The 24,554-nt window shown below is 67.1% G+C and carries 25 protein-coding genes; 8 read left to right on the forward strand and 17 right to left on the reverse strand.

Annotated features, from left to right (window positions below; all coding sequences use genetic code 11):
* Window positions 1-22 precede the first annotated feature (22 nt).
* The gene (locus tag R5O87_RS18360) at window positions 23-1,735 is read right to left on the reverse strand and encodes an ATP-binding response regulator (RefSeq protein ID WP_410556002.1); all 1,713 of its coding nucleotides are present in this window, start codon (window positions 1,733-1,735) and stop codon (window positions 23-25) included.
* Between the two features lie 135 nt (window positions 1,736-1,870).
* On the opposite strand from R5O87_RS18360, the gene R5O87_RS18365 reads away from it, so the two are divergent.
* The gene (locus R5O87_RS18365) at window positions 1,871-2,245 is read left to right on the forward strand and encodes a DUF7793 family protein (RefSeq protein WP_410556001.1); all 375 of its coding nucleotides are present in this window, start codon (window positions 1,871-1,873) and stop codon (window positions 2,243-2,245) included.
* Between the two features lie 191 nt (window positions 2,246-2,436).
* Window positions 2,437-3,243: a methyltransferase domain-containing protein gene (locus R5O87_RS18370; protein WP_410556067.1), complete on the forward strand. Its 807-nt coding sequence runs from the start codon at window positions 2,437-2,439 to the stop codon at window positions 3,241-3,243.
* A 150-nt stretch (window positions 3,244-3,393) separates the two neighbouring features.
* On the opposite strand, the gene R5O87_RS18375 is transcribed toward R5O87_RS18370, so the two are convergent.
* The 3 genes from R5O87_RS18375 to R5O87_RS18385 all read right to left on the reverse strand — a co-directional run bounded on the left by R5O87_RS18375 (window position 3,394) and on the right by R5O87_RS18385 (window position 9,361).
* Window positions 3,394-6,039, reverse strand: a complete 2,646-nt coding sequence (locus R5O87_RS18375) for a hypothetical protein (RefSeq protein WP_410556000.1) — start codon at window positions 6,037-6,039, stop codon at window positions 3,394-3,396.
* 7 nt (window positions 6,040-6,046) lie between these two features.
* Window positions 6,047-6,871: a peptidoglycan-binding protein gene (locus R5O87_RS18380; RefSeq protein WP_410555999.1), complete on the reverse strand. Its 825-nt coding sequence runs from the start codon at window positions 6,869-6,871 to the stop codon at window positions 6,047-6,049.
* Window positions 6,872-7,120: 249 nt separating this feature from the next.
* Window positions 7,121-9,361, reverse strand: a complete 2,241-nt coding sequence (locus tag R5O87_RS18385; RefSeq protein WP_410555998.1) for a S9 family peptidase — start codon at window positions 9,359-9,361, stop codon at window positions 7,121-7,123.
* Window positions 9,362-9,559: 198 nt separating this feature from the next.
* On the opposite strand from R5O87_RS18385, the gene R5O87_RS18390 reads away from it, so the two are divergent.
* Complete coding sequence (locus R5O87_RS18390) at window positions 9,560-9,742, forward strand: hypothetical protein (RefSeq protein WP_377997570.1); 183 nt, start codon at window positions 9,560-9,562, stop codon at window positions 9,740-9,742.
* 224 nt (window positions 9,743-9,966) lie between these two features.
* Window positions 9,967-10,305 carry a hypothetical protein gene (locus R5O87_RS18395; RefSeq protein WP_410555997.1) on the forward strand — a complete coding sequence of 113 codons (339 nt, stop codon included), beginning with the start codon at window positions 9,967-9,969 and terminating at the stop codon, window positions 10,303-10,305.
* A gap of 78 nt (window positions 10,306-10,383) precedes the next feature.
* Here R5O87_RS18395 and ctaD read toward each other — a convergent pair whose 3' ends face one another.
* The 3 genes from ctaD to R5O87_RS18410 all read right to left on the reverse strand — a co-directional run bounded on the left by ctaD (window position 10,384) and on the right by R5O87_RS18410 (window position 13,166).
* A complete protein-coding gene (gene ctaD / locus R5O87_RS18400) occupies window positions 10,384-12,135 on the reverse strand; it encodes an aa3-type cytochrome oxidase subunit I (protein ID WP_410555996.1) in 1,752 nt (583 codons plus the stop codon).
* A gap of 149 nt (window positions 12,136-12,284) precedes the next feature.
* Window positions 12,285-12,701, reverse strand: a complete 417-nt coding sequence (locus R5O87_RS18405) for a CBS domain-containing protein (RefSeq protein ID WP_410555995.1) — start codon at window positions 12,699-12,701, stop codon at window positions 12,285-12,287.
* Between the two features lie 42 nt (window positions 12,702-12,743).
* Entirely contained in the window at window positions 12,744-13,166 is a 423-nt protein-coding gene (locus tag R5O87_RS18410; protein ID WP_410555994.1) for a hypothetical protein, read from the reverse strand.
* A gap of 579 nt (window positions 13,167-13,745) precedes the next feature.
* Here R5O87_RS18410 and R5O87_RS18415 point away from each other — a divergent pair.
* Window positions 13,746-15,164: an ABC transporter substrate-binding protein gene (locus tag R5O87_RS18415; protein ID WP_410555993.1), complete on the forward strand. Its 1,419-nt coding sequence runs from the start codon at window positions 13,746-13,748 to the stop codon at window positions 15,162-15,164.
* A gap of 3 nt (window positions 15,165-15,167) precedes the next feature.
* On the opposite strand, the gene R5O87_RS18420 is transcribed toward R5O87_RS18415, so the two are convergent.
* The 5 genes from R5O87_RS18420 to R5O87_RS18440 form a co-directional block, all read right to left on the reverse strand.
* On the reverse strand, window positions 15,168-16,157 hold the full coding sequence (locus tag R5O87_RS18420; protein ID WP_410555992.1) for an ADP-dependent NAD(P)H-hydrate dehydratase: 990 nt from the start codon (window positions 16,155-16,157) through the stop codon (window positions 15,168-15,170).
* Complete coding sequence (locus tag R5O87_RS18425) at window positions 16,141-16,899, reverse strand: histidine phosphatase family protein (protein ID WP_410556066.1); 759 nt, start codon at window positions 16,897-16,899, stop codon at window positions 16,141-16,143. The genes R5O87_RS18420 and R5O87_RS18425 overlap by 17 nt, the downstream gene beginning before the upstream one ends.
* Window positions 16,900-17,308: 409 nt before the next feature.
* Window positions 17,309-17,473, reverse strand: coding sequence for a hypothetical protein (locus R5O87_RS18430; RefSeq protein ID WP_410555991.1), 165 nt, complete (start codon window positions 17,471-17,473; stop codon window positions 17,309-17,311).
* 24 nt (window positions 17,474-17,497) lie between these two features.
* Window positions 17,498-18,595 carry an LCP family protein gene (locus R5O87_RS18435; RefSeq protein WP_410555990.1) on the reverse strand — a complete coding sequence of 366 codons (1,098 nt, stop codon included), beginning with the start codon at window positions 18,593-18,595 and terminating at the stop codon, window positions 17,498-17,500.
* 53 nt (window positions 18,596-18,648) lie between these two features.
* Complete coding sequence (locus R5O87_RS18440) at window positions 18,649-19,272, reverse strand: arsenate reductase/protein-tyrosine-phosphatase family protein (protein WP_410555989.1); 624 nt, start codon at window positions 19,270-19,272, stop codon at window positions 18,649-18,651.
* A 245-nt stretch (window positions 19,273-19,517) separates the two neighbouring features.
* Here R5O87_RS18440 and R5O87_RS18445 point away from each other — a divergent pair, with 245 nt between their 5' ends.
* Window positions 19,518-20,654, forward strand: a complete 1,137-nt coding sequence (locus R5O87_RS18445) for an alkaline phosphatase family protein (protein WP_410555988.1) — start codon at window positions 19,518-19,520, stop codon at window positions 20,652-20,654.
* On the opposite strand, the gene R5O87_RS18450 is transcribed toward R5O87_RS18445, so the two are convergent.
* A complete protein-coding gene (locus R5O87_RS18450; RefSeq protein ID WP_410555987.1) occupies window positions 20,591-21,067 on the reverse strand; it encodes a hypothetical protein in 477 nt (158 codons plus the stop codon). The two genes, R5O87_RS18445 and R5O87_RS18450, sit on opposite strands and share 64 nt — an antisense overlap.
* Before the next feature lie 106 nt (window positions 21,068-21,173).
* Between R5O87_RS18450 and R5O87_RS18455 the strand changes: the two genes are divergently transcribed.
* Window positions 21,174-21,725, forward strand: a complete 552-nt coding sequence (locus R5O87_RS18455; protein ID WP_410555986.1) for a universal stress protein — start codon at window positions 21,174-21,176, stop codon at window positions 21,723-21,725.
* An 84-nt stretch (window positions 21,726-21,809) separates the two neighbouring features.
* The gene (locus tag R5O87_RS18460; protein ID WP_410555985.1) at window positions 21,810-22,097 is read left to right on the forward strand and encodes a DUF6221 family protein; all 288 of its coding nucleotides are present in this window, start codon (window positions 21,810-21,812) and stop codon (window positions 22,095-22,097) included.
* 17 nt (window positions 22,098-22,114) lie between these two features.
* On the opposite strand, the gene R5O87_RS18465 is transcribed toward R5O87_RS18460, so the two are convergent.
* From R5O87_RS18465 to R5O87_RS18480, 4 genes are all read right to left on the reverse strand, one after another.
* Window positions 22,115-22,789, reverse strand: coding sequence for a DUF6766 family protein (locus tag R5O87_RS18465; RefSeq protein WP_410555984.1), 675 nt, complete (start codon window positions 22,787-22,789; stop codon window positions 22,115-22,117).
* Window positions 22,790-22,881: 92 nt separating this feature from the next.
* Window positions 22,882-23,310 carry a hypothetical protein gene (locus R5O87_RS18470; RefSeq protein ID WP_410555983.1) on the reverse strand — a complete coding sequence of 143 codons (429 nt, stop codon included), beginning with the start codon at window positions 23,308-23,310 and terminating at the stop codon, window positions 22,882-22,884.
* Window positions 23,311-23,522: 212 nt separating this feature from the next.
* Entirely contained in the window at window positions 23,523-23,750 is a 228-nt protein-coding gene (locus R5O87_RS18475; protein WP_410555982.1) for a hypothetical protein, read from the reverse strand.
* Window positions 23,740-24,480, reverse strand: a complete 741-nt coding sequence (locus tag R5O87_RS18480; protein ID WP_410555981.1) for a GAF and ANTAR domain-containing protein — start codon at window positions 24,478-24,480, stop codon at window positions 23,740-23,742. Before R5O87_RS18480 ends, R5O87_RS18475 begins: the two co-directional genes overlap by 11 nt.
* Window positions 24,481-24,554 lie beyond the last annotated feature (74 nt).

Consider the following 24,554-nt stretch of genomic DNA (forward strand, 5'->3'; position numbering starts at 1 on the left):
TCTGGTCAGCGGACGACGCCGGTCAGTCGGTTTGGGGTGCGCCGGCCGCTTCGCCGCCGTCGGCCTCGTCGTCGTCCGTGTCATCGGCCTGGGGACCGTCGACCGGGAGGTTCACCGAAACGGTGGTTCCCTCGCCCAGCACGGAGGAAAGGTCCAGGGAACCGCCGTGGCGCCGGACGATGTCGTGCGCAATGGCCAGGCCGAGCCCGCTGCCCGGGATGGCCGCGGAGGAGGCGTTGGACGCCCGGTAGAAACGGGTGAACACCTGCGCGATTTCCTGCTCCGGAATCCCGACGCCGGTGTCCATGACGTTGACGACGGCACACGGGCTGCCGGCGTCCGAGGCTGCCGACATGAAGCTGATGCTGATCCGGCCGCCTTTCGGAGTGAACTTGATGGCGTTGGCCACGATGTTGGTGAAGACCTGTTCAAGCTGGGCCTCGTCGGCCTGGACCTTCACGTCCTCGTGCGAGTCGGCACCGGTGATGGTGACGTTCCGCGAATCGGCGAGCGGGCGCAGTGCCGCCACGACAATCCGCAGGACCTGGCCAAGCTCCACCTGCTTGAGGTTCAGGTTGCCGGCGGTGTCCTGCTGGGAGACCGTGAGCATGTCCTCGATCAGCCTGCGGAGGCGGTCCGAGTTCCGCGAGATGACGTCCATCATGGACAGGATGCCCGGGGGAACGGGACCGCCCGCCCCGTCGCGGATCATGTCGAGGTAGGCCGTGATGGAGGTGAGCGGCGTCCGGAGCTCGTGGTTGACCGTGGCCAGGAAGTCCGTTTTGGCCTTGTCCAGCTCGCGGAGCTGCTGCAGGACCTGCAGCTGCGCGCTGATCAGGTGGCCCTGGATGAGGCTGTGCGCCAGGTTGCCGGCCACGTGCTGGATGAGCGCGATCTCGGCCCTGGTCCAGTCGCGCGGCCCGTCGAGCTGCGCGATCCAGATGATCCCCAGCGCCGACTCGCCTTCTCCCACCGGCAAGGCAACCGACGCGCGGACGGACCCCAGACCGGACCATTCCTGCAGTTCTTCGGCCAAGGCAGCCGACTGGTCCTTCTGGTGATCCGGAACCGCCAGGGCTTCGGCGGCCGACCACAGTGAGGTGGTCTGCTCGCGGGCCTCGTCCTCCAACGCGCCGAGTGAGTCCGGTAGCTTGGCGCGGCCGGGCAGGGACCACTGGGAACTGATCCGGGGCACGCGCGAATCCTGGAACGTGGTGAACCAGACGTGGTCCACGCCGAGGGATTCGCCAAAGCCGCGGACCAGGTGGCCGGCCATCTGCTGCGGGCTGTTGGTGCCGCGGATGGCGGCGGACACGTTGCGGAGGCTCTCGCGCAGGAACTCGGCTTCGGCCCGGATCCGGCGGCGTTCCCTCGCCCGGCCGATCAGGGTCTCCACCCGGCGCGTGAGTTCACGGGCGGGGGCGTCCCGCGAGATGTAGTCGGCGATGCCCCAGGACTCAAGCCGGGCAAGATCGAAGTCGCCGCCGAGGTCTACCAAGAGCAGCACGGGAGTGCCTTCCCCCCGGTAGCCCTCCGTCAGCCCGGCATCAAGGAGTACGACGGCGGCCCGGTCGCCTTCCAGCTCTTGGGCGAGGGATCCGGCGTCGGGCGCCCTGCGAACGGTGAAGCCGGCGTCGGTGAGCACCGACGCTACGGAATCCAGACGGGCGGAATCCGTAAGTGCGACCACCGCCTCGCGAGGTGCGGAGGGATACTCCGCCGGTGCCTGGACCATGTGCCCCCTGTGTTGCGAGTGCCTTTTGAGGCTACCGTGAATTTGGACTCACATTATCAGTAGGTGGGCCGTTGGCCGCGCCCTGCGGCCCTGTACCTTGTTAGTTGTCCACACTAGCCACCGCGGAGGTTTGATTTGAATTCCAACAGCACCGGAAGGAATACGCTGTTCAACCTGGAATTGGACGCCGACGGCCTGCTGCGGCTGACCTGGGCCAGGGACGCCAGCATTACCGAGGCGGACGCCGAGGCCGCCATGGCGCAGGTCAACGTGCTGTGCGGCGACAGCCGCCATCCCATGATTGTCGACATGGCCACCACCTCTGACGTGAGCCGCGGCGCCCGTGCCGTGTTCGGCCGACCCTGCCAGGCCTCACGGATCGCGCTGCTCGGGGCGTCGCCGGTGGACCGGGTAATCGCAAACTTCTTCCTTGGCCTCAACAAGCTCCCGTGCCCCACGAAATTCTTCACGTCCGAGGCCGAAGCCCTCTCCTGGCTGAGGCTCCGCTAGGCCTGAACGGGCTGGCTCATCCTTTTACCAAGAATGGCCGCCCATGAAGTCCCTACGTATTCCTTTTGCCAAAAGTGGCCGCCTGCGGACCCGCCGGGCGGCCACTTTTGGCAAATCCGTGCGAGGGCAGCTCGAGAGCGCCGGCGGCACCATTGAACCGGGACGTGTCCCAGGCAACATATATTTGAATGATGCTCTCGGCGCTCAAGAAATACCTGCTGCTTCCCAAACTGGTGAAGCTGTCATCCAACGCGCCCAAGGACCCCAGCGTGGCTTGGGACCAGTACTGGGGCGGGATCGGGGCCACGGGGACGCGCGGCGACGTCCTGTGGGATTCGGGCAGCGACCACGAACTTCAGGCATATCTGGAGCACCTGACGCGGCAGCTGGACCCCAGCCTTCCGGTCGTCGACGTGGGGTGTGGCGCTGGCGTCTTTAGCCGCGCGCTTGCGGCCCACTTTCCGCATGTCCTGGGAGTGGATGTGTCAGCCAACGCCGTCGCCCGAGCAGCCGCCGAATCCGAAGGGCTGGAGCGGATCTCGTACGTGGCGGCCGACATGACGGCGCCCGCGGGCACGCACGCCGTGACCGAAGCCCTGACCGCGGCCGGGTACTACGGCGAAGCCAACATCTTCATCCGGGGCGTCCTGCACGTACTCAAGAAACCCGCGCAGGCAGCCCTGGCCGCGCAGCTGCATGCGCTCGTGGGCAAGCGGGGCCGAGTGTTCCTCGCAGAGACGGATTTCCGCGGGAATCCGATTCAGTACGTCAGCCACCTTGGAGCCACGCTGCACTCCATCCCCGGGCCACTCGAGAAGGCCATCCGCGGACTGCCCATGCCCGGCCGTTTCGGCACGGAGCAGCGTCGGCGGGCGTTTCCCGAGGCCAGCTGGGACGTGGTGGAGGACGGCCCGGTGACCATTGAAACCAGGCCCCTCACGTCCGCTGACCGCCCTGAACAGATCCCGGGCTACTTCGCGGTGCTCCAGGCCCGCTGAACCGCGGGCCCCTTCGTCTTCGAGCCCCTTCGAATGCCGATTTACCAAAAGTGGCCGCCCGGTGAGCTCCAGAGCGGCCACTTTTGGTGAAATGTCGAGGCAGGGTCCTTCGCATGCGGCCGTTTCTGGTAAAACGGCGAGGCCTGGACTCTACGGGGAGGCGGCCTCCGGGGTCGGCGGCGCAGACGCGGTGCTGCCGGGAACCGTGGTCGCCGGCCCCGGGGCCGCGCCCGTGGGAGCAGGGGCAGGAACGGCGGGGACCGGCGTCGTTCCCGTTCCGGGAGCCGTAACCGCGGGGTCCGCCGTCGTTCCCGGCGACGGCGCAGCAGTCGGGGGGATAGCGGGCGCCGGCGCACCCGGCGACTGCACTGCCGGCGATGGCGAACCCGGCCGCAATCCCGAGCCAGGGTAACTGGCCCCGGGCGAAGGAGAGGCGCCTGGCGACGGACTCCCAGCGCCGGTCCCGGGCGTGGCACTGGGATCGGCCCGGACGATCTCCATGAGCCGTTCCTTGTAGGCGGTCAGCCGTCCCTCGATCTCGGAGAGCGGAACACCCTGCAGCGTGCGTCCGAACTCGGCGATTTCCTGCCACAGCGCATTGAGCCGGGCCATGCCGTCCGCGCTGAGCGGCCCGTCCAGCGTGAGCACCAGCTGGCTGGCGAGGGCGTAGGTCAGGCACCGGACGCAGTCGTAGTTCGCGGCGGCGGAGAGATTTTCGGGTACCACAACGTCGGCCTGGCCCACGATCAGCACCACCTGGAACCCGACGGCCACAGCCGCGCAGTCCGCGCAGCTGGCGAATGCGTAGGCCTCGTTGCGGGTGTCCACCGGTCCGTCCTCGGCCCACACCAGCGCGAACGCGACGTCGTAGGTGACGGATCCATCGGTGGTGTTCACCGCGAGTGCCTGGTTGCCGTCCTCCTCCGGCGCCGGGGGCTTGTCGAAGGGAAAGACCCACGACGGCGGCGTGCCGCCAGGTGCCGAAGCGTCGCCTTGGCCCGGGTCCGTTGCGTTGTGGCCCGGCTGGCCCGGCGCCGAGGCCGATTTCGCCCCCTCCCGCGGCACGAGGACCATGCTGAGCCGCGGCTGCTCGCGGGTGGGCAGTGCCGTGCTGTCCGGCCAGAGTGCCACCGTCTGACCAGTCCGGCCTTCCCGAAGCACGCCGTCGCCACCAGCCAGGGCGGGCATGACGGCGGCCGTGGCGTCCGCGAGTGTCCCGCGTTCGTAGGGCTGCACCGGGCGGTAGGTGCCGGGCAACGGCCACCAAGCCCAGGCCAGCCCGGCGGTGACGGCGCCGACCGCCGCAATGGCGATGGCGCGCTGCAGCGGCTTGCCACGGGTTTTGGTCCAGAGCCCGATGATGAGCTGCCGCACCAGCCGGAGCAGCATATAGACGACGCCCACCACGGGAAGGACCACGACGGCAATGGCCAGGAGACGCACGGCTCCGTCGGCAAAGTTTCCCTCGGCGAGGCTGGCGGAGAGCAGGGCCATTTGGTGTTGCAGGCTCGCCCACGCGGTGCCCAGGAGCCGGGGGAAGGAGATGACCATCAGCACCAGGCTCAGCAGCAGCAAAGGGACGGTGACCAAAACCCAGATCGTGATGACGGCGCGAGCCCACGGCCTGAGGGCCTGCGCCTCCGGTTCAGGCTTGCGCCAGCGCCATGGCAGGAGCCCGAGCAGCGTGGGGCGGATCCGCTGGAAAAGGTCTGGCACGCCCGTGGCGTCCGCCAGGATGTGGTACCCGTCGAAGCGGACCAGGGGAAGGAGCTGGCGCACCATCTGCAAGATCTGCGTGAGCACCACCAGGAGCAGCGCATCGAAACCCGTGGCCCACCAAACTCCCATGGTGGCGATGGCAACGATTGCGTTGAAATAGAGCCCGCCGATATCCGTGCGCAGCCTGCCACCGCGGCCCAGCCGGTAGGAATCGGTGACGTCCGTGTAGAAGGCGGGCCAGACGAGGTAGAGCCCGGCACCCATCACGCCGGGCGTGGCACCGCCCCGGCGGGCGGCCGCCGCATGGCCGAACTCGTGAAAACCGGCCGACAGGACCGTCGCGGCGAAAATCAGCAGTAGCAGCCACGGGTTCGCGAAGGCCTCGTGCGTGGCGGAGGCCAGGCCTTTGACCATCAGGACCCACCAGCACGAGGCCAGGAATCCCGCGGCCACAACCGCCACGATGAGCGGATTGAACAGCACGGCGAAGGGTGCCGTCAGCTTCCGGGTGCGCTCCGGGTCCGTCACCGTGTACCGGAACCGCATGCCGAGCAGCGGATTTGACCTGCGCACTTCGGGCTGCGATCCGTCCGCCAGCTGCAGGAGGCCGAGCGGCAGCAGCTGCCCCTCAACCAGGGTCCTGACGTTGTCCGAGCTGATGAGCCGGCCGGAACGCGAACTGGCTGCCTCGGCGACCTCATCAATATCCCGCACGCCATCGATGGAGTCCAGGACATGGAAGAGCAGCCGGGTGAGCTGGATGGTCTGGCCGTCGGCGCGGCGGACCAGCGAAGGTGCCTCCCGGTACCCGGACCCTTTGGCCTCGCCAATGAGCTGGATTCCCTCCGCCCTCACCGGCACTTGGCCGCGGTTGGTGTCAGGGCTAATTACGACGGCGGCCCGGGATGCCCGGGTGGGGAACGGACCTGCCGCCGTCGAGACTTCCGCCGGGGCTGCGGAGGAGGCAGCCGCCGTCGGGTCTCGTGTAGGGCTTGGTTCCGGAGTCGGACCGGATGTGGGTGTGCGGGAGACCAGCGGGCCGTCCATGCCGGACGGCCCGCTGCGTTTGGCGCTCATTCAGGAACTACTGCTGCAGACCGGACTGCTGATCTGCCGACGCGGTGGCCTCGCCGTCGATGTCCTGCGTGATGATGGCGTCCTGCTGGGCCACGGCGAAGGCGTCGCTGTCGATCGAGCCGATGTTGGCTGCGACGGCGGCGTCGATCGGCGCGGCGACGTTGGCGTTGGCAGCCACGGCACCGTTGATCGGGGCCGCGATGTCGGCGTCGGCCGCGAGGTCCACGTTGACGTTGAGCAGGTCGCCGTCGAGGGCAGTGGACGGATCGACGGGAAGCGCGCCGACACCTGTGCCGTCAGGGATGACGCCGTCGGGGACTGTGCCGTCGGGGATGGCACCGTCGGGAAGCGTGCCGTCCGGCAGAGCGGTGGCCGCAGGCACCGCGGTGGTACCGGCAGTGCCAGCCCCAGCCGCGTCGGTTCCGGTTGCAGCGGGATCGGTGCCAGCGGCGCTGTCCGACGTCCCGCCGTCAGCCGTCCCGGCGTCGGCGCCCTGGGTGATTGTGCTGTCCTGCACGGAGTCTGCCGTGGCATCCGCGGTGATTCCCTGGTCGATGATGACGCCCTGGTCGATGATGACGCCCTGGTCGGCGAGGGCCTGCGACTCCGAACCGAAGGACAGGACGTTCGCTGACGCCGCGGCATCGATCGGGGCTGCGACGTTGGCGTTGGCGGCCACGGCAAGATCGATCGGTGCGGCGGCGCTGATGCCCAGGTCGAGGTCGGCGTTGAGGTCGAGTACGGACGCGACTTCCTTGTCCGGCAGGGCGGTGCCTGCCTGCGCATTCAGTTCGTCGTCGGAAAGCGGGGTCAATCCCTGTTCATTGCTCACGCTATGCTCCAGTTCCGGCGTCGGATTCCCAGCCCCCAGCGGACAGGTGCACCGAGCCCGTATGCCCGTCAATAGTAAGCAGGATTACTATTTTCTGGAAACACCGGCCCCGAAGGAGGGAATTCCTGCCCACGTCCCCGCCGGTGCTACCGAGTGCTCTCCGCCCAATGCCGTCGATGGCGCTACGCCGATTACCAAAAATGGCCACCTGCGACGGTGGCAGGCGGCCATTTTTGGTAAAAAGGATGGCTACTTCAGCCCGGCGCCGGGCAGCAGCTCCGTGGCCCCGAGCGAATCTGCGATGAAGGCGTAGTCCCAGGCACGCTCACGCCACTGCACGTAGCGGCCGGACGCGCCACCGTGGCCGCCGTCCATTTCGATCTTCATGAGGATCGGCTCGCCGCCCTTGGTCTTGTTGCGCAGCTCCTGCACCCATTTGGCAGGCTCCACATAGAGCACCCGGGTGTCATTGAAGGACGTCACAGCCGCGATCTTGGGGTAGGCCACCTCGCGGACGTTCTCGTACGGCGTGTACGACTTCATGTACTCGTACACCGCGGGATCGATGATGGGGTTGCCCCACTCCTCCCACTCGAGCGCGGACAACGGCAGGTCCGGGTCCAGAATGCTGGTGAGCGGGTCCACGAAGGGAACCTGCGCCACGATGGCGGCGTACTTCTCCGGGGCGAGGTTGGCCACGGCGCCCATAAGCAGCCCGCCGGCTGATCCGCCCAGCGCGGCGATCCGGTCCGGCGCCACCCAGCCCGACTGCGCCAGCCAGTCCGTGGCCGCGATGAAGTCCGTGAACGTGTTTTTCTTGCTGAGTTTCTTGCCGTCCTCGTACCAGTGCCGGCCGAGTTCGCCGCCGCCGCGGATGTGGGCGATGACGAACACAACCCCGCGGTCCAGCAGCGAAAGCCGGGCTATGCCGAAGCCCGGGTCCATGCTCAGCTCATAGGAGCCGTAGCCGTAGACCAGACCGGCCGCCGTCGAGTCCTGCCTGACGGCCTTGTGCCGCAGCACCGACAGCGGGATCCGGGTACCGTCGGCGGCCTCGGCCCACTCACGGGTGGCCACGTAGTCCGAGCCGTCGTATCCGCCGAGCACGGGGCTTTCCTTGCGCAGCAGCAGTTCGCCGGCCGGCTGCTCCGCGGTGGGCAGCACGAAGTCGTACACCCGCGACGGCGTGAAGTAGGACGTGTAGCCCAGCCGGATCACGGGCGCCTCGTAGTCGGACCCGCCGACGCCAGCGGTGTACAGCTCCTCGTCGAAAGCGGGTTCTACCGGAGCCTGCTGGTCTGCAGTCCCCAGTCCGGCCAGGGACATCACCTGCACCCGCTCGATGGTGTCCTTCCGGATCGAGACCACGAGGTGGGTGGAGGTGACCCCCGCCCCGTTGACCCTGACGTCGTCGGAATGCTCGACGACGGTGGTCCAGTGCTGCTCGGCCAGCGGCTTGGCCAACTCGGCCGGGTCCGCCAGCGAGACCATCGAGTTCACGGCGTTGCGGTTGTGGGTGATGAGGAGGCGTTCGGTTTTCTGTCCGTCCGGGCCCTCGAGCAGGAACGGCTCGGCCTCGTACAGCACGCGCTCGTTGCGGGAAATGACGGTGGACAGGCCGGCGTCGGGGTCATCGAAGCGCAGCAGGCGCGTCTCGCTGTACTCGGAGCAGCCGATGCCGAGCACGAGGTGGCGCCGGTCAGCCGAGAGTTCGAAGCCCAGCCACATGGCGGCGTCGTCCTCCTGGTAAATCACCACATCGTCGGTGACAGGTGTGCCCAGGACGTGGGACTTGACCTGGTATGGCCGCCACGAATCATCCACCACGGTGTAGAAGATGCGTGTGCCGTCCGGGGAGAAGGACACGCCGTAGAAGACGTTCTCGATGACGTCCGGCAGCAGTTCGCCGGTCCGCAGGTCCTTGATGCGCAGCGTGAACCGCTCGTCGCCGGCGTTGTCCACGGCGTAGGCGTAAAGGTTTCCGTCGATGGTGACGGCCGTGCCGCCCACGGAGAAGAACGGCTTGCCTTCCGCTTCCACGTTGCCGTCCAGCAGGACTTCCTCGCCGGGAATTTCGACGCCGGCCTCCACTGCCGGGGGAGTCCAGTCCGCCACCGGGTTGCCCGAGTTTTGGGCGCGGACGCGGCACTGGATGCCATATTCCTTGCCCTCGACGGACCGGCTGAAGTACCACCAGTCGTCCTTGCGGTTCGGAACGGACAGGTCTGTCTCTTTGGTCCGGCCTTTGATCTCCTGGAAGATCGCCTCGCGCAGCGGTTCCTGGTGTGCCGTGAGGGCTTCCTGGTAGGCGTTCTCCGCCTTCAGGTGCGCCACGACCTCCTCGGACTCCTTGTCCCGCAGCCACTCGTACTGGTCCACGAAGGTGTCCCCGTGGTGCGTTCGCTCGGTGGGCACGCGCTTGGCGACGGGCGGCCGGGGCATGGCAACGGCAGGGGAGCTTTCGGGTTGCTGCAGCGGAGTGTGGGTCATTCCCTCAATATATAGAGCCGCCCCGACATTTGTGCCGCCGTTCGCTACCGGGGGAGAGGCCGGCATTTTGACGCGCCCCGCAGGCCGGGCGGGGTCCTGTGCGGGCGCCGGCCGGGGCCCTGTCCCCGCTCCGGCGCCGGGCGTATCCTGAACTCGCGTCAGCAAAAAGGAACCCACACGAGCCTTCGAGGGGGAAGCATGACCATCCCGCCAGTGCACGAACCAGAGCCGTTCCCGCCGGAGCCCGGGCCCGATCCCATGCGGCCGGACCCATCCCGCCCCGCACCGCCCAACCCCGTTCCCACACCCGAGCCGCCGGGCCCGCTTCCGGTGCCCGATCCCGGGCCAGCGCCGCTGCGCCCGGACCCCACCCGCAGCTGAGCTGCCCGCCTGGCCGTCCGCCGTCGTCGAACACGTGACCCGAAAATGGTCCGGGACGCACCCATGCGTCCCGGACCATTTGCGTGTCCGGGGCAAACGAGTTCCCGCGCCCGCGAAAAATCCCATTTCTGCAACATTCGGAATTTTCCTGTTACCTGAGTCACATGCAGGCTAGGGTTAGATCCGGTCGCAGCGTCGCGGCCGCGCATGAGGGGAGAAGTTTTTTGAACCAGAAGCTCAAGGTACTGGTCCGCGTGGACCTCGACTGCGGTGAGGCTCAGGTCGCCGCCCAGGGACATGTAACCGCCCAAAGCATCCAAGCTCTTTACGTCGTTATGAAGCGCGCCAACCACCTCCGCCAGGGCCTGCAGCTCGTCGTCGATGTCAGCCACGCCCGGGTCGAGCCCGTCGCACTTGAACAGCTGCGGGAATGCTCCAAAACGCACCACCTGCCGCGTTCCATCGATCCGCAGCAGTCCGAATGCAACCTCCGCGTCCTGGCCCCGGCCGACGGCGGCATGGGCGCCGCAGCCGGCCGCTTCGCCGTAGCCGCGGCTGCTTGAGGCTAGGTAACTGAACATGGGCTGAGGCCCCGGACTCCCAACGGAGTCCGGGGCCTCAGTCGGTGATGAACCGCCGGCTCACACGTCCGGGTTGGGATTTCGCACGTCGCGCTCGCCGATGTCCGCAGCGCCCAGAACCTCGGCCGCCGGGCCATGCACGGCGTCGTGTTCGCGGACACGCAGCTCGGGATGGTGCAGGTCCAGGGCCGGCCGCTCGGAGCGGATGCGCGGCAGAGAGGTGAAGTTGTGCCGCGGCGGCGGGCAGGATGTGGCCCACTCCAGGGAGGCCCCGAAGCCCCACGGATCGTCCACCTCAACCTTTGCCTTGCTGCGCGCCGTGATGAAGACGTTCCAGAAGAACGGAATGAGCGAGGCGCCCAGCAGGAACGAGCCAATGGTGGAGAACTGGTTCATGGCCGTGAAGTTGTCCTGCGGCATGTAGTCCGCGTAGCGGCGGGGCATGCCTTCGACGCCGAGCCAGTGCTGGATCAGGAACGTGGCGTGGAAGCCCACCAGCAGCATCCAGAAGTGGATCTTGCCGAGGCGCTCGTTGAGCATCTTGCCCGTCCACTTGGGCCACCAGAAGTAGAAGCCGGCGAACATCGCGAACACCACGGTGCCGAACACCACGTAGTGGAAGTGCGCCACCACGAAGTAGGAGTCGGAGACATGGAAGTCCAGCGGCGGGGAAGCCAGGATAATGCCGGTCAGGCCGCCGAAGAGGAACGTGATGAGGAAGCCGATGCTCCACAGCATGGGGGTCTCGAACGTCAGCGAGCCACCCCACAGGGTCCCGATCCAGTTGAAGAACTTCACACCGGTGGGGACCGCGATGAACATGGTCATGAGCGCAAAGAACGGGAGCAGCACGGAGCCGGTGACGTACATGTGGTGCGCCCACACCGTGGCCGACAGGGCGGCGATGGCGATGGTCGCGTAGACCAGACCCTTGTAGCCGAAGATCGGCTTGCGGCTGAAGACCGGGAAGATCTCGGACACGATGCCGAAGAACGGCAGCGCGATGATGTACACCTCGGGGTGGCCGAAGAACCAGAACAGGTGCTGGAACAGAATCGCCCCGCCGTTCTCGGGGTCGTAGATGTGGGCGCCGAAGCGCCGGTCCGCGCCGATGGCGAACAGGGCCGCGGCCAGCGGCGGGAAGGCCATGATTACCAGGACGGACGTGATGAAGACGTTCCAGGTGAAAATCGGCATGCGCCACATGGTCATGCCCGGGGCGCGCATGCAGACCACAGTGGTGATGAAGTTGACCGCGCCCAGGATGGTGCCGAAACCGGACAATGCCAGGCCGAAGACCCACAGGTCACCGCCGATGCCAGGTGTAAAAGTGGTGTTGTTGAGGGGCGCGTAGACCGTCCAGCCGAACGAAGCGGATCCCTGCGGGGTGATGAAGCCGGACACCGCAATCGTGGAGCCGAACAGGAAGAACCAGAAGGCCAGCGCGTTCAGTCGCGGGAACGCGACGTCCGGTGCACCGATCTGCAGCGGCATGATCACGTTGGTGAAGCCCGCGAACAGGGGGGTGGCGAACATCAGCAGCATGACCGTGCCGTGCATGGTGAACAGCTGGTTGTACTGCTCCTTCGTCACCAGGACCTGCATGCCGGGTTCGAAGAGCTCGGCGCGGATCAGCAAAGCCATCACGCCGCCGAGGCAGAAGAAGACGAAGGATGCGATCAGGTACATATACCCGATGGTCTTGTGGTCTGTGGACGTGATCCACTTGACCACCATGTTGCCTTTTTTAAGGGGCACCACCATGGGAGCCTCAGCGGCGGTGGTGGTTGCTGGTTGCTGATATGCGGTCATCGTCTGCCACTCCCCGGCATCGCGCTTCGACGCCCCGTATAGGGCGAGGGTGCCGGCCGGACCGTGAGCGGTTCACAGAACCGACGGCATCAGGATAACGCCTGCGGCACCCCGGCAAAAGGTTTGCCGGTTAATGCTGCAGCTCACGCTCAGAAGGAAATGAACTCCACCAGCTCGCCCACCCGGTCCTCCGGGTAGTTCCTGGCGATGTCGGCCTGGCTGAGCATTCCCACCAGGTCGTGGTCATCGATCACCGGCAGCCGCCGCACCTGGTGCTGCTGCATGGTCCTGATGGCTTCCTCGATGGTGTCGTCGGCGCCGATGGTGACGGGCTTGCCCTGGGCGAGGTCGCCGGCTTTCGTGCTCTTGGGGTCCCCGCCGTCGGCCAGGCAGCGGACCACGATGTCCCGGTCGGTGAGCATGCCCTTGAGCCGGTTGTCCTCGCCGCAGATCGGGAGGGATCCGACGTCGAGGTCCTTCATCTTCCTGGCCGCCTGCTCAAGGGTCTCGTTGACGCCGATGCACTCTGCCCCGCCGGTCATGATGTCGCGTGCCAGGATGGACATTCCGTTCTCCTCACCTTTGGTGCCCGTACAGTCCGGGATCGTTCAGTCCGGCACTTCCATTTGGAAACCGCAGCCGCAACGCAGCAGCCTGGTGGGCAGGTGCACGTCGTGGATGGTGCGGTGCCGGCCGAGCTCCGTGCCGTAGATGCTGCTGGTTCCCGAGCTGACCGAAGCCATAGGCGTGCCGCAGTGGAAGTATTCGCCGCCGAACTGCAGGACCCCCATCACCTTGCCGTGGCGGTTCAGGACGCCTGCGACGTCGTGCACGCCGGCGGGGTGGGCATAGAAGCGGTCGCATTCGACGCACGTGTAGGACACATCAACAATGCCGTCCTGAGGGGGATGCAGGGCCTCGATGGATTCGACGATCAGGTGTTCATCCGTCTGGCAGTGGGAACACCATAAGGGGACGCCGGAGGGGCGCTGCGCTTCGCCGGGCAGGTGGGCGTTGGAGATGGTCGTCATTGACGGGCTCCTGGTTAGGGGGCATCGGCGCCCTGCTGCTTGAGCTCAATCCCACGCTTAAAATACTCCCGGCCCGTGGGGCCGGGCAATAGCACCCCAGGCTGGCCGGAACGCCGTCGGGATAGCCGGCCAGGCCGCCGTCGTACACTCTGAAACCGATCCCATGACGGCCCCACAATCCGGCGGAAAAAGCTTGCCGGAACCCTTGTGGCGGGCAGGGGCCGGTGCTATAAAACATCTACAGCCAGCCGATGCGGCTGGCGGTGAACGGGAGGACCCGGGGCTTTAATTTGGCTGCCTGAAGGGGCGGTTAGCCCGGGAGCACGCCACCGCGCCAAACAGCGCACGGCAGCAGCATCCGGATCCTCTCGCGGACGGTCTCCGGCTCAACGAGCGGAGGCCGTCCCTTCATGTGCTCCCCTATCGGCGGCCGATGCCGCTGACGGCCTGCGGTCAACGCTGCCTGCTGACAGCCCGGCACCAGTTAGCTACGCTTGTCACAAAGGTCTCCTAGTTGTGCGCGGAGTTTGACACTCCGCGTGAATCCGCACTGCGGATACGGTATGGCAGGAGCGCCAGGTGAATAGGACCAGAGGCCAGGTCAGGGCGGGTGTTCTAGCGGCAGTGTCCTTGGCGGCGGCCTTTCTGGTGTCCTGCACGCCCGGCAACGGACAGCCGCCTGTGCCCACCCCGGACATCGACCACCACAACATCACCGTCTGGACCACCGAGACGCTCCCGGACCGTATGGCCAAGCTTCGCCTCGTCATCGGGGATTTCACCGCAGCCACCGGAGTGAAGGCCGACCTGGTGGGCGTTGCGCCGCACCGCTTCAATCAGGTCATGACATCATCGGCGGCCTCCGGAGACCTTCCCGATGTGATTGCGTCCTTGTCGCTGGGGCAGGTTAGAACCATGGCGACCTCCCGCCACATCGACTACAAGACGAACGCGGCCATTGTGCAAAGTCTGGGGGAGCAAACGTGGGCGGCCCGGGCGCTCGAGCTGACGCGGGACAACGGCCTGCAGCTGGCCGTGCCGGGTTCGGCGTGGCACCAGCTGATCTACTACCGCAAGGATCTCTTCGCCCAGGCCGGGTTGAAGGCACCCCAAACGTACGCGGACATCGCTGCCGCGGCCAAGAGGCTGGATTCCCCGGAAATGGCGGGAATCGTCGCGGCCAACAAGACCGGCCAGGCATTCACGCAGCAGTCCTTTGAGCACATTGCGCTGGGAAACGGCTGCGAGATGGTGGATGCCACGGGCGGCATTACCTTCGACAGCCCCCAGTGCGTTGCGGCGCTTGGCTTCTACCGCGATCTGCTCCGGAAATATTCCGTGCCGGGCATACAGGACATCGACACGGTGCGGTCCGCGTACTTCGCAGGGAAGGCCGCCATGGCCATCTGGCCGACGAACATGCTGGATGAGCTGGCCGGCACGCGGACGGATGCGCGGCCCAGCTGCCCCGAATGCGCCCAAGACCCGCTGTTCCTGGCACGGAACACCGGAGTGGTCGCCGGGCTGCAGGGGCCGGACGGGCAACGGCCCGCGCACTACGGCGAAGTGATCTCGTGGACCGTGACCGCAGATTCCGACGCCGAACCTGCCCGCCGCTTCGTTGAGTACTTCCTCACCGACGGGTATGCCAAGTGGCTCGCGATTGCCCCCGAGGAGCGCGTTCCCGTGCGCTCGGGCAGCACCGCAAAGCCGGCCGAGTATGCGGATGCCTGGATGTCCACGCCTGTGGCGGCCGGCAGGACAGAGCAGTTCGGCAGCGTCTATGGCAAGGACGTTCTCTCCACCCTGCTGGACGCCTCCCACGACCTGCAGCACTGGGGCATTGTCCAGGGCCACGGCGACCTGGCCGGCGCTGCGGCGGCGGAACTGCCGATCGCCCGGGCGGTCAGTGACGTCGCGGCGGGCCGTGCCCAGCCGCAGGCGGCGGCCACGAAGGCCGCGGCATCGCTGCGTTCGTTCCTGAAGTCACTGAAGTAAGGCCTAGGTGGCCAGTTCCATCATGAGCGGCGGCAGTTCGTCGGCCAGTTCCCGCGCCAGGTAGCCGAGGCTGCCCACCCGGCTTGATAGCCTGTCGCCCGCGGCGGCGTGAAGGTGTGTGCCCCAGCAGGCGGCCTGGGCATCGCTGGTTCCCCGTGCCCGGAGCCCCGCGATGGCACCGGCAAGAATGTCGCCGCTGCCGGAGGTTCCCAGCCCGCCGTAGCCGGTAGTGATTTCCCAATGGTCGCCGGAGTCCGGGACATCAGCGGCGGGGGAGCCGCCGTCGGGATTGCCGACGGCGGCCGGTCCCAAAGGGGGTGGCCCGGCAATCACGCCCTGGCAGCTCACCACGGCGCGGTATTTTCCGGCGAGTTCGACGACGTCGGCCGCCAGGTCCCCGGTGTCCCTGCCCAGCAGGATCGCGGCTTCGGTGGGGTTCGGGGTGAGGATCAGCCGGCCCGCCCATGGATCCAGTTCATCAACCAGCCGGGGGAGGGCGCCCAGCGCGTAGGCATCGAGCACCACCGTCGGACCGGAACCCCGTTCCGGATCCCGCGAGGCCTCATGCCGCAGCAGCCCGCGGAGCAGCGCCTCGGTCTGCCCGATGTCGTCCAGCCCGGGGCCGACCAACACGGCATCCGCAGCATCGAAGTCCGGCAGCAGGTTCTCGAGCCCGGCGTCACCCACCGAACCGCCCGCGGATTGCGGCAGCCCGATCACCCCCGCCTCCGGCAGCGTCACGGCCAGCTGAACCGCCACCGACTCTGCCACGGCCAGGGTCACCCGGCCCGCACCGGCGCGAAGTGCGGCCGTGCCGGCGAGCAACGCGGCACCCGGGGTGCGCCTGCCTCCGCCGATGACCAGCACCGCGCCGCGGGAGTATTTGTCGGATCCCGCGGAGGGCAGCGGCCAGCTTCGCAGGAGGGTCGGCGTGATCAGGGTGCCGGCGGAACCTTTGGCGGCTGTGGGGGTGGGCTCAGCGCGGGTGGACATTGGCGTCCCCGGCATGTTCGGTCACTTCGACGCCCTGCTCCATGAGGTGGTCGGCCACGTTGAAGCTTTCCAGCGTCCACGGGCCCACACCCTCCGGCCGCACATAGCGGGTCAGCGAGGCGTTCAGGACCGGGCTGCTGGCCGCGACGTCGAGGAGCTCCCGTTCCGACATGCCTTCGAGGATGTAGCGGAACAGCATGACGACGGCGTCGTGGCACACCAGCATCACCCGGTGTCCGCTGCCCATAGCGTTCAGTTCGCCGATCACGGAGCGTAGCCGCAGCGCCACGTCCGCCCACGATTCCCCGCCCGGCGGACGGTAGTAGAACTTGCCCAGCCACCGCCGACGTTCTGCCTCCTGCGGAAGCCGGGTTTCCACGCCGAAGGCCGTGAGCATGTCCAGGATGCCCAGCTCTCGGTCGCGGAGTCGCTCGTCAGAACGGACGGGGACGGGCCAGCCCGCCGTTTCCACGGCGATCTCTGCCGTCTGGTAGGCGCGCATGTACGGGGAGGAGATGACGACGTCGGGCCGCCGGTCTTCCGGTACCGCCGCCAGTGCGCGGCCCAGGGCCGTCACCTGCTCCCGCCCTGTGGAGGAAAGCTCGACGTCGGCGTCGCGGGCCGGGACAGCGATCACCTCGGCGCCGGAAACCGTGGCATCGGTGGCGGCCACGTTGCCCTGGCTCTCGCCGTGCCGGATGAGGATGAGCTCGACGGCGCCGGCGGTCCAGGCCGCGGGCACCGGGGCGTCCTTGTGCGTTCCGTCAGCGGAGGTTCCGTTCTGTCCCACGATTGCACTCCCGTTCAGCCTAGGCCTGCGAATTTTCCACGTTACTAGTGCCGTACCCGGAATGTCAGCAGAGTAACCACCGGCCGCTGAACCCCTGACGATTCCTCAGATTTCGTCGGCTTTCCTGGGACGCGTCCTCAGGTCCCGTCGCTTTAGTTCAAACGCTCTCGCACTTCCTGCCGGTAAAAGGGAAACGCTCTCTCACCAGGTGAGAGAGCGTCGGTCCAAAACGTGCAGGAGGTGAGAGAGCGTCGGTCCAAAACGTGCAGGAGGTGAGAGAGCGTTGGGCCGAAACGTGCAGGAGGTGAGAGAGCGTTGGGCCGAAACGTGCAGGAGGTGAGAGAGCGTCGGGGGAGGGGCGTCAGGGGATGCGTCTGCCGCCCGAGCGGTTGAGGAAGAACACCAGCACGGCAGCCAGCAGGAGGAAAGGCGCCACCCACAGCAGGAAGGCCACCGCCTTAATGACGGCGCCCATGATAAAAAACACCACCGCGACCGCAAGGATGATCCATAAAAGCTTCTTCATCAACGTCCCCTTAGTTCTCGAACATCACTTCCCCAGCGTCGCGGCGTACTGCCCCACCCGGTCCCTCCCCAGGGCGGCACCCACAGCGGCGGCGGCCCCGTAATCCGGCAGGATGATCGACTGGCCATCGGTGCTGGTCCCGAATCCCGCCGTCGGAAGCGTGAAGAACACCGCGTCCTGCATCCGGACATTGCGCAGGCTGTACACGAGGCTGGCCAGGGCGGTGGCGTTCAGCCCTTTGTCCACCGTGATGTACTTCGACGCCGTGTTGACCAGCTTGTACAGCGTCACGGGATTGGTCAGCGTGCGGGCGGAGAGCAGCTTGGCCAGCGTGGAGCGCAGGAACAGCTGCTGGTTCGCGACCCGGTGGAAGTCGCCGTCGGCAAACGAGTAGCGCTCGCGGACGAACTCGAGGGCGCGCTGGCCCTCCAGCTTGTTGACTCCGGCGGGGAAATGCTGGTGCGTGTCGAAGGAGGCCGTGAACTCCACCGGATTGTTGACGTTGACGCCGCCGAGCGCCTCGGTGATGCCCCGGAAGCCTTCGAAGTCGATCATCACGGCGTGCTGGATCCTCTGCCCGAACAGGGACTCCACGGTCTTCACGGCAAGCGGCATGCCGCCCTGCTCGAGCGAGGAGTTGATCTTCGCTTCGCCGTACCCGGGGATGGAAACCCACAGGTCGCGCATGAGCGAGATGCCGTAGGCGTGCTTCCCGTCGGCCGCCAGATGCACCAGCATGAGGACGTCCGCGCGCTGGTTCGGCAGGCCGTTCGGCGACGGTGCGTCACCTTTGCGGTGGTCGCTGCCGATCAGCAGGATGTTCATGGGCAGCGTGGGCGGCGGCGGCGGTTTCACCGGTTTGGGCGCAGGCTTTTTGGTGGGCGAGGGCTTGGTGGTTGCCGTCTGGGTAGGGGTTTCGGGGGCCGCGCTGATTTCTGTCTTGGCTGTCTGGGTATTCCAGATCTGGGCCAGGCTGAACAGGAAGCCGCCGGCCACCAGGGCAATCCCGAGCAGCGCTGCCAAAACGATGTTGCGTACGGTCCACTTGCGTTTGGCGCCGCCGTTGGCGCCTGGAGCGGGGTCGCCGTTGCCCCCGGCTCCCGGACTGTTCCGGGATTTCATGATCGGACGGTACCACCAAAAGTCGCCGGAGAGAACGACGGCGGCCGGCCGGTTTAGGAGGGTGCGTTCAGCCGAGCGAAACGCAGGATGGAGATGATCGCGGGGGCCAGTTCGTCCTCCATTTGCCGGTAGTAGTCCTCGCTGCGGCGGTAGGGGTCGACGACGTCGTTGTCCGCTGCATCGGGGGCCAGCGCGAGGTGCCGGACCGAGGCTGCGCGGGCGGGAAGCTTGCGCCAGAGCTTGGTGTTGGCCGCGAGCCGTTCGCCGTTGAGGCCGCCGCCCTGGGATGCCTGTCCTTCACGCTCCTCCAGCACATCGAGCATCCGGGCAAACTCACGGATGGTGAAGGTGCGCTTCAGCAGCGAGGCATCCAGCTGCAGCACCTCGCCGCGGTGGCCGGAGGTCATGGTGAGGACCAGGTCCACGTTCCGGAGGATCTTGCCGGACAGCTGGCGCGCCGCGAAGCCGTCCGCCGTGCCGCCGAAGGTGTGGATGATGTCGGCGGAGAGCGGCTGGACGGGGTCGCCCACCAGGGCGCGGGTTCCGGCGCTGCGCACCTCAAAGCCGCCGGGAAGCACCTGGTCCAGGCCGGCCTGGAGCAGGCGCTCCGCCACGGGGGAACGGCAGATGTTGCCCGTGCAGACGGTCAGGATTCGGACTGGTGAAGGCGATTCCACGTATTGGCTCTCTCAGGCTGGTGCGCAGGACAGGTCTGTCCCTCCGATTCAACTTAACATGTGAGCCGCCCGGCGTTCCGGATGACCGTGGTGCGCCCTCCCAATCAACTCCCAGCTTTCCTTCATGCTGCTGCCGGGTTAGGGGTGCCAGCATGGAGCCTGAAACCCCCGGGGCCCGGGCCTGGGGAGCCCGGACCCATTGGGCCTGGCCCGCGGACCGACGTTGCTGCAGAAAGCAGGATCCAATGAGAGCTGCTCCGATTCACAGGTGGCGCGGGCGGAACTCAGGCGGATGGCACCGGCACGGCTCCCACCGGCGGCGGCCGGCCGGCCGGAAGCTCCTCCCGTCGGCGCTGCTGACGGTGGCCCTCCTGGGCCTTGCGGCCTGCGGAACTGGAGCGCCGCCGTCGCCCTCGCCTTCAGTGGCAACAAAGCCCGGGCATGTGTTTGTGATCAACCTGGAGAACAAGTCCTTCCGCAACGTCTGGAACGACCAGTCGGACGCGGAGTACCTGTCCCAGACCCTGCGTCCGCAGGGCGTGCTGCTGAGCCGGTACTACGCGATCGGGCATGCCTCCCTGCCCAACTACATCGCCCAGATCTCGGGCCAGGGCCCCAATTCGGCCACCAAAGGCGACTGCCCGGTCTACGAGAGGTTTGATTCGACGGGCACGGCGCCGCTGGGCCAGGAGCAGGGCAGCGGCTGTGTGTACCCGGAGTCGGTGCAGACGGTGGCCGGGCAGCTGAGCGCGGCCGGGAAGACCTGGAAGGCGTACATGGAGGACATGGACACCCCGTGCCTGCATCCCGATCCGGGCGCCCGGGATTCGAACCATGCTGCCCAGGAGGGCGACCAGTACGCCACCCGGCACAACCCGTTTGTGTACTTCGCCGCGATCACGTCGTCGCCGGAATGCGAGCGCAACGACGTCGGCATCTCCGGCCTCGCCGGCGACCTCAAGTCCGTGGCCACCACACCGAACCTGACCTACATCAGCCCCAACCTGTGCAACGACGGGCACGACAGCCCCTGCGTGGACGGCAGGGAGGGCGGCCTGGTCTCGGCCGATGTGTGGCTCCGCAAGCACGTTCCCGAGATCATGGCCTCCCCGGCCTACAAACAGGACGGAATGCTGGTCATCACCTTTGACGAGGCGGAGGGGAAGGAAAGCGCGGATGCGGCGCTGCCCGGGGGAGCGGCGGGCGGACTGATCGGGACGCTGGTGCTGTCACCGCTGGCCAGGGCAGGCGCCACCTCGGACCGGCTGTACAACCACTACAGCCTGCTCGCCAGCATCGAGGATGCCTTTGGGCTGCCTTACCTCGGGTACGCCGCCGCGCCCGGGCTGAACCGCTTCGGGTCCGATGTTTTCAGCCGCTGAACCAGCAGAAATACCAGCAGCGCCGCCGCAGCGTGCGCGTACAGCAGCACGTGCAACGGCTGGGTTGTCACCCCCGCCAGCAGCAGGCCGGGACCGGTGAACTGCACAGGGTCCGCGTGTCCGTGGCCGCCCGCGGCCAGCGTGGTGGCCACCGGGTCGGAGAAGAAGGCGAAAGCCCAGTGGATGGCCTGCTGTCCCGCGCCGGCCAGCACCAGCAGCGCCCAGTCCGGCACGCCGATGCGGGTGACCACCGTGCCGGCCAGGCTCAGCAGCGCGGCCGTGGCGACGACGATCAGCACCGCCGGCACGGGATGACCGGACACGGCGTGGATGAGCAGGCCCAGGACAACGCTGGCGGACCCGAAGAGCCAGCCGGCAACGGCAAACTGCGTGCGACCTCCGCGTTCCGCCATGCGCCCATCCTCCATCAGGTTGCCCGCCGGTGCCAGAGGGGCCTAGTAGGCTGGCAATGAGAGTTCCCCCGATCTGCCGTAAGGACAGCGTGGAATGGCAGCACTCATGAACGAGCCAGCGAAGAAGGCCGGGCTCCCGGGCCGGGAGGACGAGTTCGTCCCCCAGCGGATAGCCGGCCCGGTGGTGGCCGGCGTCGTGCCCGGCCAGCCGCCCGCCGTCGTGCAAAGCGCCGCCCGGCTCGCCTACTCGCTGAACGTCAAGCTCATCTGTGCCTATGTTGACATCACCTCCTACCTCAGCAACGAGCGCGACGACCAGGATCTGCTGCAAACTGCCGGGCAGGAGGGAGTCGTCGACGACGTCGAGCAGACCAGCGCCCACCTCAGGGAGCACCTGCAGGCTGTCCTCGGCAAGGCCGGGATCCGCTGGTCGCTTCTGACCCTTGTCGGTGAACCCGCGCGGGCGCTGGCCCGGCTGGCCGATTCGGCGGATGCCTCTGTCATCGTGGTGGGCACGCGCGAAGGCAGGGTGGGCGCCCGGCTGGAGCAGCTGCTGCTCGGCTCGGTGGCCGTCCACCTCACGCACCGGCAGACCCGGCCGGTGGTTGTTGTTCCGCTCGCCCCGCAGCGGCGGCACCGCCCGAAGGAGGATGCCTGACGCCATTCCGACGCGACAGAGCCTTTAGGCCATCCGGACCGCCGATACCATCCACCCACCCAAGACGAATGCGAGGGACTTCACATGGCCGACCTGATCGATTTTCTGGAAGCGCGGATCGCCGAGGACGAGGCGGATGCCCGGCGGGGACTGGAGGCGGAGGGATCGGCGGGACCCGCCGTCGGCTGGTTCAACCCCGGGCGCGTTCTGTCGGAATGCGCGGCCAAACGGAAGATCGTGGGCAACGTCCCGCTCGTCACCGACGTTCCCACCGCCATCGGCGCCACGAGCGAGTACGTCCTGATGTCCCTCGCCGCCGTTTACAAGGACCATCCGGATTACCAGGAAGGCTGGGCCGTCGACGGGCTGTAGCACCCGGGCTGTAGCCGCTAGCCGGTGGTGCCCGTATCGTCGTGCGCGCAGCCCACGGGCTTGGACTCGGGGGAGCCGCGCTGGCGCAGATAGATCGACAGGACCACCATGGAACCGACCGCGAGGAACTCGGACTGCCAGTTCTGCAGGGTGCGGTTCCAGAACTCCGGCGAGACGATGTACTCCGCCCAGCTGACGGGCTGCTGGAAGTTCTTGATCTGCTCCTGGTTGTAGTTGCTGTTGCCCGCAATGGACTGGACCAGCCACGACAGCAGGAAGATCAGTCCCATTGTCGCCCCCAGCGAGTTGGAGTACACGGTCTGCCGCCAGCCGGACACGCGGGCCCACTTCGGCGACTTCGCGTTGCTGAACTCGCCCACGAGCTGTTCCTTGTCCGACTCCGGGCCGGGCTGGTCCAGTTCCTTGGATTCGGGGGACCCCTTTTGGACCAGCCAGATGGTCGCGAAGATGTACAGCAGGAACTGCAGGTACTCGGACTGCCAGTTTTCGGAGACGTCCACGGCGAAATTCGACGACGTCAGGTACTGCCCGAGGCTGATCTCCTCCAGCCCGGAGGCCACCTGCTCCTCGTTGAAGAGGGCATGGCCGGTGAGCGCCTGGCCCAGCAGGGCCAGGAGGAAAATGATGCCGAAGAAGAGGCTGAGACCGTTGTTTCTGAGTGCGTTTTTCACGGTCCGCTTATCCCCGGACCAGTCCGACGGCCGCCATGTAGGCCAGCCCGCCGAAGATCAGGATGAGATACAGGGCAAAGCTCCAGCGCATTCTATTTGCCTCCTACTTCGCAGGTGTAGGGCATTTCTTCCCCTTTGGGGGTGCAGCCTGCGCCCGTGACCCGCCACCCGGCGTTGGAGGCGGCCAGGAAGACGGTGTCGTGCTCGAATTCGACGAAGGCCTCGCGGCCGAACTGCTCAGTGCTCAGCAGCTTTCCCGCATCCGGGATTTTCGCCTTCTCCAGCTGGCTTTCGCAGGTCCCGGCGTCACTGGACCGCGCCGTCTCCTCCCGCGTCTCGGACTGCAGCATGGAGCAGGCCGCCGTCATGTTGGACCTGGCCACGTCCCGGTGGAACGCTTCGGCTGCTTCCGCGGCCTGCGTTCCGTCGGCGGCGGCGCACCCGGAAAGCACGCAACCGGAAACCGCGAGCAGGGCGAGGATCCCCAGCCGCAGGCCCCTGACGGCCCTAGGCGTCTTCACGTTCATCACTCACGGGAAACCTCCTGCGGGACGTCAACAATTACTAAGGTTACTTATTGTTTAGTCCGTGCCGGGGGCGCCGTCAAGGTGGCGCGCCCGCTGAGCTGGGCGAACGGTCCGAAGGCAGAGTCCGACGGCGGGGCGCCGCCCGCTTTTGTGCGGACGTTCAGTTCCGCGTCCGACGGCGGATGGCCGGGTCACGTACGAAGGCGTCACTCCCCGAACGAATTGCCCAGTTCGTAGATGGCGTGGTCGAGCAGGTCCCGCTGGATGGGACGCAGCATGTAGGAGCCGTGAAGGTAGGCCTCGATCTCCATGGCTCCGGCGTCACCGCCGATGCTGAAGTAGTGCATCCAGAGCTTGTCCATATCGAGCTGGGCCTGCCGGAAGGCCCGGGCGGTCCGGTTTCTTTGCGCCTCTCCGTCCTGGTCAGCGCTCATTGTGTCCGGCGTCGGATTCCGCGGTGGGTTCGAGTATCCGCTGCGCCACCGCGCTCAGGAGGATCTCCTCTGTCCGGGCGCGGCTGATCATGGCCTGCAGCGCCTCCCGCTCGCCCACCCGCAGCCGCTCCATGAGCACGCCTTTGGCCATGTCGATCAGGCTCCTGCTGTGCAGGGCGTCTTTGAGGACATCGCTGAGGTGGGCCGCACGTTCCCGTGCCTGCAGGTTGGAGAGGATGAGCGCGGCGGGGCCGGCAAGGAGGGCCAGGACCTGCTCGCTGTGCTCGTCGAAGGCCCCGGGCCGGTCCGCATAGACCTTGAGGGCGCCGATGGCCTCGGGCCTGTTGTGCCCGTCCAGGTCCGGCACCAGGAGGGGGACGCTGATGCAGGACAGCATGCCCATGCCGGCGCTCGCCTGGCTCCATGCCGGCCAGCGCTGTTCGTTGCGGACATCGTCTACAAGGACCGGCTGGGCGCTGGCCCAGGCCGTGAGGCAAGGACCTTCGCCGAGGTCGTACTGCAGCCGGTCGGCTTCCTGGACGAGGCTGTTGGTGGAGGCGGTGCTGGTGGGCCGGCCCTGGGCGTCGATGAGCGTGCCGCCGGCACCGACGCTTCCGGCCAGGCTTTCGTGTGCGGCCTGGGCGAGGCTGGCCACCGCCCGGTCAACCACCGGCTCCGTGAGGAGCAGGCCCGACACCCAAGCGAAGATCTCAGGCAGTTCCGCTGCCATTGGGTGCTTCCGCGTCACGGGGTGGCCTCACATCTCATCGGGGTCGGGAACATCCCTCTGGGCGGTACGTCCGG

It is taken from the genome of Arthrobacter globiformis, from assembly GCF_046536215.2.
Taxonomy (GTDB): domain Bacteria; phylum Actinomycetota; class Actinomycetes; order Actinomycetales; family Micrococcaceae; genus Arthrobacter; species Arthrobacter globiformis_E.

What these genes read in the sequence shown, in the direction of transcription:
- R5O87_RS18360 (WP_410556002.1), bottom strand. Translation starts at nt 1,735, where the DNA reads ATGGTCCAGGCACCGGCGGAGTATCCCTCCGCACCTCGCGAGGCGGTG.
- R5O87_RS18370 (WP_410556067.1), top strand. Translation starts at nt 2,437, where the DNA reads ATGCTCTCGGCGCTCAAGAAATACCTGCTGCTTCCCAAACTGGTGAAG.
- R5O87_RS18375 (WP_410556000.1), bottom strand. Translation starts at nt 6,039, where the DNA reads ATGAGCGCCAAACGCAGCGGGCCGTCCGGCATGGACGGCCCGCTGGTC.
- R5O87_RS18385 (WP_410555998.1), bottom strand. Translation starts at nt 9,361, where the DNA reads ATGACCCACACTCCGCTGCAGCAACCCGAAAGCTCCCCTGCCGTTGCC.
- R5O87_RS18390 (WP_377997570.1), top strand. Translation starts at nt 9,560, where the DNA reads ATGACCATCCCGCCAGTGCACGAACCAGAGCCGTTCCCGCCGGAGCCC.
- ctaD (WP_410555996.1), bottom strand. Translation starts at nt 12,135, where the DNA reads ATGACCGCATATCAGCAACCAGCAACCACCACCGCCGCTGAGGCTCCC.
- R5O87_RS18405 (WP_410555995.1), bottom strand. Translation starts at nt 12,701, where the DNA reads ATGTCCATCCTGGCACGCGACATCATGACCGGCGGGGCAGAGTGCATC.
- R5O87_RS18410 (WP_410555994.1), bottom strand. Translation starts at nt 13,166, where the DNA reads ATGACGACCATCTCCAACGCCCACCTGCCCGGCGAAGCGCAGCGCCCC.
- R5O87_RS18420 (WP_410555992.1), bottom strand. Translation starts at nt 16,157, where the DNA reads ATGTCCACCCGCGCTGAGCCCACCCCCACAGCCGCCAAAGGTTCCGCC.
- R5O87_RS18430 (WP_410555991.1), bottom strand. Translation starts at nt 17,473, where the DNA reads ATGAAGAAGCTTTTATGGATCATCCTTGCGGTCGCGGTGGTGTTTTTT.
- R5O87_RS18435 (WP_410555990.1), bottom strand. Translation starts at nt 18,595, where the DNA reads ATGAAATCCCGGAACAGTCCGGGAGCCGGGGGCAACGGCGACCCCGCT.
- R5O87_RS18445 (WP_410555988.1), top strand. Translation starts at nt 19,518, where the DNA reads ATGAGAGCTGCTCCGATTCACAGGTGGCGCGGGCGGAACTCAGGCGGA.
- R5O87_RS18450 (WP_410555987.1), bottom strand. Translation starts at nt 21,067, where the DNA reads ATGGCGGAACGCGGAGGTCGCACGCAGTTTGCCGTTGCCGGCTGGCTC.
- R5O87_RS18455 (WP_410555986.1), top strand. Translation starts at nt 21,174, where the DNA reads ATGAACGAGCCAGCGAAGAAGGCCGGGCTCCCGGGCCGGGAGGACGAG.
- R5O87_RS18460 (WP_410555985.1), top strand. Translation starts at nt 21,810, where the DNA reads ATGGCCGACCTGATCGATTTTCTGGAAGCGCGGATCGCCGAGGACGAG.
- R5O87_RS18475 (WP_410555982.1), bottom strand. Translation starts at nt 23,750, where the DNA reads ATGAGCGCTGACCAGGACGGAGAGGCGCAAAGAAACCGGACCGCCCGG.
- R5O87_RS18480 (WP_410555981.1), bottom strand. Translation starts at nt 24,480, where the DNA reads ATGGCAGCGGAACTGCCTGAGATCTTCGCTTGGGTGTCGGGCCTGCTC.